This window comes from Protofrankia sp. Cj3 (assembly GCF_917627355.1).
Lineage (GTDB): Bacteria > Actinomycetota > Actinomycetes > Frankiales > Frankiaceae > Protofrankia.
The window spans coordinates 2562-16237 of the sequence record NZ_CAKJTR010000033.1 but is presented as its reverse complement, the minus strand read 5'-3'; the positions used below and the strand labels follow the sequence as shown (position 1 = coordinate 16237).

General features: G+C 67.1%; 12 protein-coding genes. 6 read left to right on the top strand and 6 right to left on the bottom strand.

Annotated elements, in window-relative coordinates; genetic code table 11:
* Positions 1-483: cysteine dioxygenase family protein (locus MJ783_RS06825; RefSeq protein ID WP_305039481.1), on the top strand; the 483-nt coding region annotated here is incomplete at its 5' end.
* Positions 477-887 carry a rhodanese-like domain-containing protein gene (locus MJ783_RS06820; protein WP_370651470.1) on the top strand — a complete coding sequence of 137 codons (411 nt, stop codon included), beginning with the start codon at positions 477-479 and terminating at the stop codon, positions 885-887. The genes MJ783_RS06825 and MJ783_RS06820, both read left to right, overlap by 7 nt.
* A gap of 238 nt (positions 888-1125) precedes the next feature.
* On the opposite strand, the gene MJ783_RS06815 is transcribed toward MJ783_RS06820, so the two are convergent.
* Positions 1126-2688 carry an MFS transporter gene (locus MJ783_RS06815; RefSeq protein ID WP_239309302.1) on the bottom strand — a complete coding sequence of 521 codons (1563 nt, stop codon included), beginning with the start codon at positions 2686-2688 and terminating at the stop codon, positions 1126-1128.
* 56 nt (positions 2689-2744) lie between these two features.
* Here MJ783_RS06815 and MJ783_RS06810 point away from each other — a divergent pair, with 56 nt between their 5' ends.
* The 3 genes from MJ783_RS06810 (at position 2745) to MJ783_RS06800 (ending at position 5248) form a co-directional block, all read left to right on the top strand.
* A complete protein-coding gene (locus MJ783_RS06810) occupies positions 2745-3392 on the top strand; it encodes a TetR/AcrR family transcriptional regulator (RefSeq protein WP_239309300.1) in 648 nt (215 codons plus the stop codon).
* 231 nt (positions 3393-3623) lie between these two features.
* On the top strand, positions 3624-4403 hold the full coding sequence (locus MJ783_RS06805; protein WP_239309298.1) for an ABC transporter ATP-binding protein: 780 nt from the start codon (positions 3624-3626) through the stop codon (positions 4401-4403).
* The gene (locus MJ783_RS06800; protein ID WP_370651466.1) at positions 4400-5248 is read left to right on the top strand and encodes an ABC transporter permease; all 849 of its coding nucleotides are present in this window, start codon (positions 4400-4402) and stop codon (positions 5246-5248) included. Before MJ783_RS06805 ends, MJ783_RS06800 begins: the two co-directional genes overlap by 4 nt.
* Before the next feature lie 53 nt (positions 5249-5301).
* On the opposite strand, the gene MJ783_RS06795 is transcribed toward MJ783_RS06800, so the two are convergent.
* The 5 genes from MJ783_RS06795 to MJ783_RS06775 form a co-directional block, all read right to left on the bottom strand.
* Entirely contained in the window at positions 5302-6132 is an 831-nt protein-coding gene (locus MJ783_RS06795; RefSeq protein WP_239309327.1) for a helix-turn-helix transcriptional regulator, read from the bottom strand.
* Between the two features lie 93 nt (positions 6133-6225).
* Positions 6226-7005 carry an SAM-dependent methyltransferase gene (locus tag MJ783_RS06790; protein ID WP_239309296.1) on the bottom strand — a complete coding sequence of 260 codons (780 nt, stop codon included), beginning with the start codon at positions 7003-7005 and terminating at the stop codon, positions 6226-6228.
* Positions 7006-7106: 101 nt separating this feature from the next.
* Positions 7107-8240, bottom strand: a complete 1134-nt coding sequence (locus tag MJ783_RS06785; protein WP_239309326.1) for a hypothetical protein — start codon at positions 8238-8240, stop codon at positions 7107-7109.
* 413 nt (positions 8241-8653) lie between these two features.
* On the bottom strand, positions 8654-10873 hold the full coding sequence (locus MJ783_RS06780) for an NADP-dependent isocitrate dehydrogenase (RefSeq protein ID WP_239309294.1): 2220 nt from the start codon (positions 10871-10873) through the stop codon (positions 8654-8656).
* Positions 10874-11718: 845 nt separating this feature from the next.
* Entirely contained in the window at positions 11719-12645 is a 927-nt protein-coding gene (locus MJ783_RS06775; protein WP_239309292.1) for a DivIVA domain-containing protein, read from the bottom strand.
* A 504-nt stretch (positions 12646-13149) separates the two neighbouring features.
* Here MJ783_RS06775 and MJ783_RS06770 point away from each other — a divergent pair.
* On the top strand, positions 13150-13605 hold the full coding sequence (locus MJ783_RS06770) for a hypothetical protein (RefSeq protein ID WP_239309290.1): 456 nt from the start codon (positions 13150-13152) through the stop codon (positions 13603-13605).
* Positions 13606-13676 lie beyond the last annotated feature (71 nt).

The window sequence follows — 13676 nt, the reverse complement described above, 5'->3', positions numbered from 1 at the left end:
TCGCGTGCCCGCACGGGCAGGAGGCACAGCCCGACAGCCGCCGCCCTGATCGTCCGACGGCTCACGACGCACCGGGACGGATGGGTTCCGCTGGTCCGCTTCGACCCGGACCGGCGGTGGTACACGCTGCTGGAGACAACCACCGACCATCAGGCATGGCTGTTGACCTGGCTCCCCGGCCAGTCCACCGACCTGCACGACCATGGCGGCAGCACGGGTGCGTTCGCGGTCGTGGCCGGCGTCCTGACCGAGTGGGCGGCTGGTTCCGGCCGGTACGAACCGTCCCGCCCGGACACACATGCCAGGGGCCGGGTCCGCTCCTTCGGTCCAGCTCACGTCCACCGCATCGGCAATACCGGCACCATCCCGGCGGTCAGCATCCACGTCTACACACCGGCCCTGGAGTTCATGCGACGCTACGTCGTGGATCAGCGGGCGGGGCTGGTCGAGGTAGGTCGTGAGCAGGCAGGAGTGGACTGGTGACTTCCGTCCCATCACCCCCGGCGGGAGCGCGGACGATCGAACAGGTTCTCACCGACGCCCGCGCCAGGCTGACCCGGCTCACCGCCGCGCAGGCAGCCGAAGCCCGGCGGCAGGGCGCGATCATCGTTGACATCCGCCCGGCCGCGCAGCGCGCGCGTGAGGGCGAGATTCCAGGCGCGCTGCTTGTCGAGCGAAACGTCCTGGAGTGGCGCTTCGACCCCGCCAGCGACGCGAAGCTTCCCGCGGCCACCGGCTACGACCAGCAGATCATCATAGTCTGTTCGCAGGGTTACACATCCAGCCTGGCCGCGGCCTCCCTGCACGATCTCGGCCTGCGGCGCTCCACCGACATCATCGGCGGGTTCCACGCATGGGCCGCCGCCGGGCTACCCGTACACCGCTGAAAACCCGCCGCGAGAAACACCGACACCAGAGCGATCTGGCGACCGCGGACCGGGGACCGGGGAGGCGGGGCTGGGGTAGGCACGTCATCGATCCCTGTCCATGGCCGCGCGATGCGCCTGCCGCAGCCCCGCTTTTCGATCTACGTCCCGCTTGCCGGGCGCTCTTACGCGCCATCGAGCGGCGCGACGCCGCGCCGCCGGAGCCCACCGGCCGCACGGTCACGACGGGACGGCTGTCTCAACCGGCCAGCGCCGGCTCAGCGTCGGACGAGACGGTTCGACCGGGCCGCGGTACACCCATGTCGCGACGGCCGGGCAACGCCAGGCCGCCGAGCGCGCCGAGCCAGCACACGCCAGCGGCGACCAGGCAGGCGATGTGCAGGCCGCTCATGAATGACGCGTTGACATCGGCGACAAGTTGTTGGCTGACCGCCGGCGCGGCGTGGGTGGCTGTCGCGATCGCCGCGCCGACGGAGTCGCGGGCGGCGCCGGCGACCTGCGCCGGCAACGCGGCGACGCTCGTACCGGCGAGCTGGTGGACGTAGATCGAGGTGAAGACGCTGCCGATGACGGCGACACCGAGCGTGCCGCCGGCCTCCCGGGTGGCGTCGTTGACAGCGGACCCGATACCGGCCTTCGCCGCCGGCAGCACGGACAGGATCGACTCGGTGGCCGGTGCGGTGGTCAGGCCGAGACCAGCACCCATGATCAGCATCTGTGCGGCGATCCGCAGGTAGGACTCGTAGGTCGCGGACACCGCGATCCAGGCGAACGCCGTGCCGAACAGCGTCAGCCCGGTGACGACAATGACGCGGGTGCCGAGGCGGCCGGCCAGCCACGCGCCGAGCACCGATCCGGCCGCAATGGTCAGGGCCACCGGCAGGATCCGCACACCGGTCGAGACGGTGCCGTAGCCGCGGATGAACTGGAAGTACTGTGTGATCAGGAAGATGAACCCGAAAAGCGCGAAGAACGCGACGGTCACCGCGCCGCTCGCGGCCGAGAAGGCCGGCGTACGGAACAGGCTCACATCAAGCATCGGGTTCGCCCGGCGCCGTTCAACAGTGATGAACAGGGCGACGATGATCGCCGTTGCGGTGAAACCGGCGATCGTCCAGAACGACGTCCAGCCGCGGTGCGGCGCCTCGATGATCGTGTAGACGAGGAGCCCGATGCCGGCCGACGAGGTGACCAGACCGGGCAGGTCCAGCCGGGCCGCGCCGGGGTCGCTGGACTCGGGCACGAGCACGACGGCGAGGGCCGCCGCGGCCAGCGCGACCGGGACGAGGGCGAGGAAGACTCCGCCCCACCAGAAGTGAGCGAGCAGCAGCCCACCCGTGACGGGACCGACGGCGACCCCGAGGCCGGTGACCGCACCCCACACGCCGATTGCCTTGGCGCGCTCGGCGCGGTCCGGGTAGGCGTTCGTGATGACCGACAGTGTCGTCGGGTAGATGAGCGCGGCGAACGCGCCCATGACGAAACGCACCGCGACCAGCGCACCGGCCCCGGTACACACCGCCCCGACCGCGCTCGCGACGGCGAAGCCGGCGAGCCCGCCGATCAGCACCGGGCGACGGCCGAAGCGGTCGCCGATCGACCCGGCGGTGAGCACGAGCGCGGCAAAGGCCAGGTTGTACCCGTCGACGATCCACTGCAGATCGCGGGTGGTCGCGCCGAGCTGACGGGCCAGCTCGGGCAGGGCGACGTTGACGATCGTGGTGTCGAGGTTGATCGCGAACACGGCGAGGCAGACGGTCGCGAGAAGCGCGAGCCGACGGCGGGAGCGCGGGGAAGCCATCGAGAGCACATCTCCTAAAGTTGACAGCGGCAACATTGACGAGCATGCCACCCAAAGTGGACACTGTCAACATGTTGACTGCCATCCCCCCACGCCCCTATCACCACGGCCAGTTGCGGGAGGCGCTCGTCAACGCCGGTGTCGCACTGGCCCGAGCCGATGGCCCCGAAGCCGTGGTGCTACGGGCGGCAACCCGCGCCGCCGGCGTCTCGCACAACGCGGCGTACCGGCACTTCGCCGACCGGGACGAGCTGCTGCGCGCCGTCTGCGAACGCTGCATGAGCCAGCTGGCGCTGCTCATGGAGCAACGGATCGACGCGCTGCCCAGCGACACCGACCCGATGGTGACCGCCTGGGCCCGGCTCGACGCGCTCGGGCGGGCCTACGTGGAGTTCGCCACCACCGAACCCGGCTGGTTCCAGACGGCGTTCGCCGTGCCTCGTACCACGCGCGCCTTCGCGGCGGGCGAGGGAACAGGCGCCAGCGGGCTCGGCCCGTATGAGCTGCTCGGTAGCCGGCTCGACGAGCTGGTTGAGACCGGCGCGATCCCACCCGAACGCCGCCCCGGGGCCGAGTACGCCGCCTGGTCAGCCGTACACGGTTTGTCGACACTGCTCAACGACGGGCCGCTGCGTGACCTCCCCGATGCCGAGCGCGAACGCGCCTTGGGCGCCGTCCTCGACGTCGTCGCCCGCGGCCTGTGAGGGCCGGCACGGCCAGCGGCGGGCACCTGCGCCATGGCAGCCGCTTTCCCACGGCCACCCGACCACGCCGTCACCGTTCCGGTGGATATGCCTACCAGGAGTACGGCGGACGCGGCCACGGTGCGATCAAACCGGTACGATTAATCATTTTCCAATTTTCAGCCAAGGGACCTGACGTGGCGAACAAAGGCGGATCCTCCGCATGTGCGCGCCACTGGGCCGGAGATCAGGATGAAACAGACAAAAAGGCAGGCGTCGTCGCCGGGGCCAGTCCCGGCGGGTACCGCGTTGTCGTTCCGGGGGGTGGGGAAGACATTCCCGGACGGTACCCGGGCGTTGCGGGAGGTGTCTTTTACGGTACGTGATACCGAGATCGTGGCGGTGGTCGGACCCTCGGGCTCGGGCAAGTCCACGCTGCTGCGCATCGCGTCGGGCCTCACGGAAGCGTCGTCCGGATCGGTGGCGGTCGGCTCGGCCGTCCCCGGCTACGTCTTCCAGGACCCCACCCTGCTGCCATGGCGGACAGTCGAGGCGAACATCGGCCTCCTCGCCGAACTCGACGGCGTGGCGAAGGAGGAACGTCGGCGCCTGGTTGCCGACGCCATCGCGCTGACCGGGCTGGCGGGCTTCGAGCGGCACCGCCCGAAGGCATTGTCCGGTGGGATGCGCATGCGGGTCTCGCTCGCCCGCGCGCTCACCATGCGTCCGTCGTTGTTCCTGTTCGACGAACCGTTCGGCGCGCTCGACGAGATCACTCGGGAACGTCTCGGGGACGAGTTACTGCGGCTGTACACACGGGAACGTTTCGCCGGCCTGTTCGTCACGCATTCGGCGGCGGAGGCGGTCCTGCTCGCCACGAGAGTGGTCGTTCTCTCCGCTCGGCCAGGCCGCGTGCTGGCCCAGATCGAGGTGCCCTTCGACTACCCGAGGCAGAGCGGGCTGCGGTTCGACACGGAGTTCACCCGGACCGCGCAGGCCGTTTCCAAGGCTCTGCGGGAGTCGTTCGCGTGACCGCCGACAACGCCCCCCTGCCGGTGGCCCGGCCGCTGCCGCGGGTGTTCTCCCGCCTGGCCGGCGCGGCGCGGACGGCACTGCCGCCGTTCGCCGTCCTGTGTGTGGTGGTCGGGGCCTGGTACCTGGTGAGTTATGCCCTCTTCGCCCCGCGCCGACGTTTCCTGCTACCACCGCCACATCAGGTGGTGCTGGACGGATTTCTCGACTGGGCCACGTTCCACGAGATTCTTTCCGCGCTGGAGGCAACCGCGAAGGTCGCCGTCGTCGGCCTCGTGATCGCGTCAGCGCTGGGGATGACCTTCGCGGTCCTGATGAACCAGGCACGTTGGGTCGAGCGTTCGTTCTATCCCTGGGCGGTGCTGCTGCAGACCATTCCGATCCTGGCGGTTGTTCCGCTGATCGGCTTCTGGTTCGGGTACGGCTTCTGGCCCAGGACCATTGTGTGTGTCCTGATCGCGCTTTTCCCAATCATTACGAACACGCTGTTCGGCCTCCGTTCGGCGGATACCGGCCAGCACGACCTGTTCACGTTGCGGCAAGCCAGCCGGTGGCGGCGGCTTATCTGGCTGGAGTTTCCCGGCGCTCTTCCCGCCGTCTTCACCGGGCTACGTATCTCCGCGGGCCTGTCGGTGATCGGCGCGATCGTGGGCGACTTCTTCTTCCGCCAGGGGGAACCAGGGATCGGCCGGCTCATCGACGGCTACACGCGGAGCCTGGAGTCCGGGCCACTGTTTGCCGCGATCATCGTTTCCGCCCTTTTTGGTTTCGTTGTTTTCTGCTTGTTCGGCCTGGCGGCTCACCTGGTCGTCGGGCCCTGGTACGAGTCGGGGCAACGCCGGTGAGGTAATATCGCCCGCCGGGAGACAATGCCGTCGGAGAAGCCGGCCCCCCGTCCTCACATCTCGGCGATGACCCTGGCCAGAAAATCGGCGGCCTGGTCGGGCGCTGTACTGTCGATGCCGAGCCGGTTCATGGCCTCCGAATAGCGGTACACGTCCGATGGCTTGTCCAGGTAGAGCGCATTCGTAAGATACTCGGAATAGACCACATCGGACAGATCCGGTTCGGCGAAACGCAAAATGCTGAAGGCGCCACCTTCCGCGACATGGCCGCCGAAGGCAAAGGGCATCACCTGGACGATGATGTTCGGCCGCTTGGAAACCGCGATCAGCCGTTCCAGCTGGGCGCGCATCACCGCGGGCTGGCCGATCGGGCGCCGCAGAGCCGCCTCGTCCAGCACGGCCCACAGCCGGGGCGGATCCGGGCGGTCCAGTATCCTCTGCCGGCTCATCCGCATGTCGACCCGGCGTTCGACGTCCTTGACCGAAACAGCGCCCGGACCATCGCTTTGGGTAATGACGGTACGGGCGTAGTCCTCGGTCTGGAGCAGGCCTGGGATGAACTGGACCTCATAGGTCCGGATCAATGTCGCGGCGGTCTCCAGACCCAGGTAAAGCTCGAACCAGTTCGGCAGGACATCGGCGGAGGCGTTCCACCAGCCCGGCTGGGTGGACTGCCGGGACAGCTCAAGCAGCGGTGCCCGATCCGCCTCAGCGGTGACGCCGTAGAGGGTGAGCAGGTCGGCTACATCACGCTCCTTGAAGCCAACCCGCCCCAGCTCCAACCTGCTGATCTTCGATTCGGAGCTGCGGATCTCGTACCCGGCGGCCTTGCGGCTGATGCCTCGGGCCTCCCGAAGACGGCGCAGCTGAATGCCGAGCAGCATCCGGCCCACGGCCGACCCCCGGTCCGGATGCCCCGTCACTGTGCTCCCCGTGTGTGCTCAGTACCTGAGCATGATATTGATCCCCAACGGTACTCAGAGCTTACGCGCGACACCGCAGAACGCATCCAGTGCAGCGGGAGCGCTTCCCGGAGCGGGCCGCCAAAGAGAGGTCGAGACCACACCGGGCTCGAGCAGTTCGAGTCCGTCGAAGAACCGGACGATCTCTTCAACGCTGCGGTTGTAGTACCCGTGCCCATCGGGGCCTTCGCTGAGGGCCCGGACGGCCTCGTCAAGGACCACGCCATCCCCCAGAGTCAGGTAGCTGCCCGATGGCACCTCGTCGAGAAGCCGTCGCACAATCGCGTACGCCTCGTCGACGTCCGCGACATTCCCCATGATTCCTATCAGCATGAGCCCCACCGGCCGGGTGAAATCCAGGATTTCGGCGGCACCGGCGAGGATCTTCTCAGGATCATGGACGTCGGCGTCGATGTAAGCGGTGGCGCCCTCGCTGGTACCGACCAGCAGAGCACGAGCGTGGAGCAGCACGAGCGGGTCGTTGTCGACATAGACGACACGCGCGTCCGGGGCGATCCGCTGGGCGATCTCGTGGGTGTTCTCCATGGTGGGCAGGCCTGTACCGATGTCGAGGAACTGGCGAATGCCTGCCTCACCGGCCAGGTGGGTGACGGCACGGCGGAGGAAGGCCCGGCCCACGCGGGCGATCTCGACAATCTCCGGATACATCTCGAAGTACCGGTCCCCGTACTCACGGTCAACTTCGAAATAGTCCTTACCGCCCAACCAGTAGTTCCAGACCCGGGCCGAGTGCGGCTTGGTGATGTCAAAAGTGGGGGGCGGGTAGTCGCTCATGAAAGTGACTCCATCTCCGGGACGGTCGGTGGCGTCGCGCGGGGTGGCCGTGAGCTTCGAATGTCGCTGCGGCGCATGGCGGCCGCAGGCTCCAGAGCTCGCTACTTCAGGGAGATCGACCTGTCCAGGAAGTCATTGGTCACCAGATCCGCCGGTCTCAGCCCCGGTTTGGGCTTGGTGCCCCTGGCCTCGAAGACCGGCGCCAGCCGGTCGATGAGCCGCTGGACACGGGCGGTGTCAAAGCTGCCCAGCACCCCGTCAGTCCCGTTGGCGACCAGCCCGAGTTCTTTCAGCTTCGTGTCGGCATCCGCGAGCAGACCGGGCGAAAGAGTGAAGCCGCTGGTGTCCAGCGAACCGACGACCGTGAGCAGGAGCTGGTTGGTCGGACCAGGGTCGGCAATATAGTCACGTTGTGCCCGTTGGAACAACGGCACGAGTTTGGCCAGGCAGGCACGGTTGGCCGCCAGCTTGTCCGGCCGGACGGAGAGCTGGGCCCGGTACACCGGGTACTCGTCATGGAGGAGCAGGTATCTCACTGGCTTGTCCCACGCCTTGACATCGTGTTCAAGCTGGTATGGCTCGTAGGTCACGAACCCCTGCTGCGCAATCTTGCCGTCGGTGGCGACAAACCGGTCAGGGGTGCCTTGGTAGGAGGTGTCGACCTGCGACCTGTTCAGTAGCCCCTCCCGGATGAAAACATCCGGGTAAACAGTCCCGCTCGCGCTGGCCAGCACCGTCACCCCCGCCCGGTGGATATCGGCGACGCTGGCGAAGTTCCAGTCCGGATTCCCCCACAGAAGAACCTGCGGGTTCTTCTCATAGATCGAGAAGACCGCCACTGTCGGCGCCTTTCCCGAGTTCTGGATCGCCTCGTCCGTGCCGACGTCGCCGACCAGGATGCTGTCGTCCTGAGCGAGCAGGGAGGACGTCGGCTGGAAGCCGACCGCCGGGCCACCAGCCCGGATCTCGAACGTGACGCCGGTAGCGCCGAGCGGGCCGGTGATCCGGTTCTTGTTCCTGTCGATCACCGGGTTCGGCCCGAGGAGCTGGTAGGCGAACCCGTAGTCCGCACCCGGCCACCACGGCTCCTGGAAAACCACGGTGTCCGGGCAGATCCCCTTCAGCGGCGTGCCGTATCGGGACGCGGCCGTTGATCCGGCACCGGATCCAGCGTTGGCCGAAGCCCGCGCGGCTGGTTCACTTCCCCCGCTGGAGCATGCGGCCAACATCAACATCAACGCGACGGCATACCCACGCATGGTTACGGAAGGGCGACGGAACCCTGATATGCGCACAAGAACGGATGCTCTCAGACCGCGCGCATCACCGCTATAGCGGGATCGGGTTACGGTCGGCATTTTTCCCGTCGGAGATGCCCTGTAGTGCCGAGCGCGCTGGGAGCACGTTCGAGACGAGAGGCACACAGGTTTCCCGGTCAGGCACGAAGCGCCCTGCCTGCACCGCGCCGTCAGACCCTGGACAGCCTGATACCGCGCATGGTCACGAGAGCGGTGGCACACGGCCTCTCCGCCGCCCCAGCGGGGAACAACCGGCTCGCCAGCTCGCCAGCCAAGGATGTGAATCCCATGTTCCTGGGTCACCAGGGAACAACATCGAACTCACATCCTTCGGCACTACCGCGAGCTGCTCAGCCGAGGGCCGCGATGGCCTCGTTGAAGCTCTTCGACGGACGCATGACGGCCGCGGCCATGGTAGCGACGGGCTGGTAGTAACCCCCGATGTCGGCCGGCGAGCCCTGAACCGCGAGCAGCTCGTCGACGATGGTCCGCTCCTGCGCGGTGAGCGTCTTGGCCAGGCCGGCGAACGCCTCCGCGAGACGGGCGTCATCGGTCTGTGCGGCCAGCTCCTGCGCCCAGTAAAGCGCCAGGTAGAAGTGGCTGCCGCGGTTGTCGATGCCGCCCAGGCGGCGGCTGGGCGACTTGTCCTCGTTGAGGAAGGTGGCGGTCGCGCGGTCGAGGGTGTCGGCGAGCACCTGAGCGCGTGCGTTGCCCGTCGTCTGCGCGAGGTGCTCGAAGCTGACCGCCAGCGCGAGGAACTCGCCCAGGCTGTCCCAGCGCAGGTAGTTCTCCTTGAGCAGCTGCTGGACATGCTTGGGCGCGGAGCCGCCGGCGCCCGTCTCGAACAGGCCGCCGCCGTTCATGAGCGGGACGACCGAGAGCATCTTGGCGCTCGTGCCAAGCTCCAGGATCGGGAACAGGTCGGTCAGGTAGTCACGCAGCACGTTGCCGGTGACCGAAATCGTGTTCTCGCCTCGACGGATCCGCTCCAGGGAGAACGCGATCGCGCCCGTCGGCGCCATGATCTCAATCTGAAGTCCCCGGGTATCGTGCTCAGGCAGGTAGGCCCTGACTTTCTCGATCAGTTTCGCGTCATGCGCACGGTTCTCATCGAGCCAGAACACCGCCGGGTCGCCGGTGGCGCGGGCACGGGTGACGGCGAGCTTCACCCAGTCCCTGATCGGCGCGTCCTTGGTCTGGCACAGACGGACGATGTCGCCAGCGCCAACCACCTGCTCCAAGAGCACGGTGCCGGCCGCGTTGACGGCCCGTACCGTGCCCGCGGTGGGAATCTCGAAGGTCTTGTCGTGGCTGCCGTACTCCTCGGCCTGCTGTGCCATCAGGCCGACGTTGGACACCGAGCCCATCGTCGCGGGGTCGAAGGCGCCGTTCGCCCGGCAGTCATCGATGACAACCTGGTAGATGCCGGCATAGCTGCTGTCGGGAAGAACCGCGAGGGTGTCCGCCTCCTGGCCGTCTGGACCCCACATGTGACCGGAGGTACGGATCATAGCCGGCATGGAGGCGTCCACGATGACATCGCTGGGCACATGCAGGTTGGTGATGCCGCGGTCGGAGTCGACCATCGCCAGAGCGGGGCCGTCGGCCAGCTCGGCGGCGAAGGAAGCCTTGATTCCTTCGCCTTCGGGCAGGGGTTCCAGGCCCTTGAGGATGCCACCGAGCCCGTCGTTCGGAGTCAGCCCTGCCGCGGCAAGCGTCTCACCGTGGGCGGCGAAGGTCCGCGGGAAAAAGGCCCGCACCACGTGGCCGAAAATGATCGGGTCGGAAACCTTCATCATCGTGGCCTTCAGGTGTACGGAGAACAACACGCCCTCGGCCTTGGCACGGGCGATCTGCGCCACCAGGAACTCACGCAGCGCGGCCACGCGCATGACGGAGGCGTCCACGACCTCGCCCGCCAGCACCGGTATGGACTCACGCAGGACGATGACAGCGCCGTCCTCACCCACCAGCTCGATGCGCAGCGAGCCGGCTTCGGTGATGACTGTGGACTTCTCCGTAGCACGGAAGTCGTCAGCGCCCATGGTGGCAACGTTCGTCTTCGAATCGGAGCGCCACGCGCCCATCCGGTGCGGGTGGGTCCTAGCGTAGCTTTTCACCGACGCGGGAGCACGGCGGTCGGAGTTGCCCTCGCGTAGCGCCGGGTTGACGGCGCTGCCCTTGACCTTGTCGTAACGGACGCGGATCTCCCGCTCCTCGTCGGTCTTCGGGTCATCCGGGTAGTCCGGCAGCGCGTAGCCCTGCCGCCGCAGCTCAGCGACCGCCGCCTTCAGCTGCGGCATCGAAGCCGAGATGTTCGGCAACTTGATGATGTTCGCCTCAGGCGTCTTGGCCAGCCCGCTGAGCTCGGCGAGCGCGTCGTCGACACGCTGGGCCTCCGTGAGATACTCGGGGAAGCTGGCGATGATCCGCCCTGCCAGGGAGATATCGCGGCTTTCGACTCTGACACCGGCCACCTGGGCGTATGCCTGGACCACAGGCAGGAACGAGTACGTCGCCAGGGCCGGGGCCTCGTCAGTGTGTGTATAGATGATGGTCGAATCAGTCACCGATACTCCGCTTCGTGTCTACTTCGTCTCGCTATCATGGTATGTTCCGCTCGCCTCTATACCCTGATAACGGATACGGGTGTGTACTGGTGGTCACCGGCGTGCCGACAAGCCGACGAGCATCGGCTTCGGACGTCGGCTCGGAGCCTCCACCTGGGCATGCCGCTGCGCTCCTTGATTCCTGCCACACCGACGGGGTCCACGTCCCCGCAACCGTATGTGTCGGACTGATCGCATAATATTGACCGATCGGACAATCGGTTGGGACGTTAATAGCAAGTTCTGTCTGCTGGTGTGGGCTGACAGCCACGTCGATGACCACACCGGCCGTCGGCCTGTACACGGTGGCCCTGCTGTGGCTCCCCCGGGGATGCGTCATCGCCAGTGATGGGGGGCTCCGTCACCGACGCGACCGACGCGACCAAACTGATCGATTGCGGGCAGGCGGCCAGGCACATGGAGTCAACCAACGTCGCCCTCACTCGCCTGCGGGTACGTCCGGGCAGCCCGGACCTCCTCACGTCGCTGGCCGGTCACCCGATGCGGGCTGGCTTTCACGATACGAGGGAGCAACGCAACGGTAACGAACGCTCAGGCGTGTCGGTGACACGTCGCCAGGTAGCTCCGATGGCCAGCGACCCGCGGGAAGGGATGCACGGTTCGCCCCGGTCGCCTTGCCCGGCTAGTGGTCGGCGCTGGAAGTCCTTCGGGGGTTGTCGGATGCCAGGTGGATGCGTCGCGAGGCGGAGGAGGCCCCGGTAGCGGTGTTCTACCGGGGCCGACGACAACGAAGCGAGGCGCCGGCTGGCGCCGGCAGGCCCTGGATGAACTTCCGGCGCCGACCACTAGAAACCCCGCATTCCGCAGGCATCCTGACGGGCCGGCTCCAGGACAGGAGCGGGAGTATCGAACCAGCTGCTGTCTGCTCCGGACAACAGCGTGCCGGCGGCCAGCGACGAGACGGGCTGGTGGGCTGACGGGAAAGTCAGCGCGGCGACCGGGGCGGGCATCGGCTGCGCGGCGATGCTGATCCCAGGCGGAAGCGGCGGTGGGGATCCGGTGCCCGGGTCGATCGGCGTGCCCGCCATGGCGTCGATAGCCGGCCGCGTCGGTATCCCGTCCAGATCGCGCAGCTGGATCTCCAGGTAGGAGCCCAGCCGGGCACGGTAGTCACGTTCGAAGGCCAACAATTGCTCAACCTGGTCTTCCAACCGGCGCTTGTCGTCGGCAAGGCCTCCGAGCTGCTCGGCAACGTACGCGCGGGCCTCATTGACAATGCGCTCCGCGTCGGCATGGGCGTCCCGGCGGGCACGCTCGCACGCGTCACGGGCCTGCTGCGACAGCTCGTCGGCGGTGCGCTGCGCCAGCATGAGGGTCTGGGTGACACGCCGCTCGATCTCGCTGTCCAGCTGGGAGCCTGGGACGTGGGCCGCGGCCTGGGCGGCGGCCGGCTGGGCGGCGGCCAGCCGGGGAGCGGGAGGTTCACCTGCCGAGGCCTGAGTCACCTGAGCGCTCCGCTGCTGTGCCTCCTCCAGCTGCCTGCGCAGTTGCTGGTTTTCCTGCAGCAGCTGTGCGGGAACGGCGGAACTGCCGCCGCCAGCGCGGCGGGCCTCGTCGAGCTGCCTGCGTAAGTCGGTGTTCTCGTCCAGGAGTCTCGTGAGTTCGTCCTCGACATCGTCGAGGAAGGAGTCGACCTCGTCCTCCTTGTAGCCGGTGCGGAACCGGGTCGGGCTGAATACCTTGTTCTGTACGTCCCACGGGGACAGAGCCATGTCGCCTCCTCATGACGCGGCATCGGCCGCTTCCCCGAATACCAGCGCCGCCCGCACGGTCATCAGGACCGCCACGGGTCAGGCACCCTTCCCGCGGCTGCATAACGGGTCGTGGTGTCCCGGTGAGGACGGGAGCGCTGCTGCTACGGGGGGGGAGCGGCATGCCCCGCACGCCTCACCGGGACAGTTCTGACCGTAACGGGCTTCCACTCGGCCCGGCACCCCCACCTGGACACCCCCACCTGGACGGCGGCGGGCTCACGGCGATGGTGATACCGCCGGCATTTCCCGTAGCTCCAAACGGAGATATCCGTCTGGAGCTGGCGGTGGCTCGCTTGCGGCGAGGCTGGCGTACGCACGAAGTCAGGACTTGTTCCCCGCCTGGTTCTTTGTCATCATCGTCAGATCGTCAGATCGGAGTCCACTGAAAGGACTTGAGAACGCGCGCGGCCACCACCGAACAAATTGCGGAAATCGAGGCACCCGCCACGGAGGAGAAACAAAATGAGCGAAAAAATGTGCACGTCCTGCGGCACATTAATACAGGACAAAAATGATCAATACTGCTCGCGTGAGTGCGGGAGAGCCGGCCATGGCGGCTCGACACCCGTTGCATATCTTGACTTCCTGGAGAAGGAAAACGACAAAAATGATGTGATAGCCACGCTTGTCCAGCTGTCAAAAAAGTCGGGCTGGCAACGCCTCGAAGCATCCATCGACAAGGATGGAAAAATCGGCGGATACTGCATGCTGCCACTCAGCGGGGAGAAAATAAACACGGCCGCGGCACGCCGGAGTGGAAAATACCCGAACGTCATCGGCCCCCTTGTGAATCTGCTCATCCGATCCGGATGGAAACGACTGGAGATCCGCCGGGAACCGGGATACGCTCCCGGCGGCTTCTGTGAGCAGGCGGACGGCAGTCCCGTGTATATCCTGGCCACGCACCTACAGCCGTGACCCGCTGCTTGCCGCCGGCATGGGTGGCCGCTCGAAGGCATCCTCGGCCCCCGCCCTCGCGGCGGCTACGC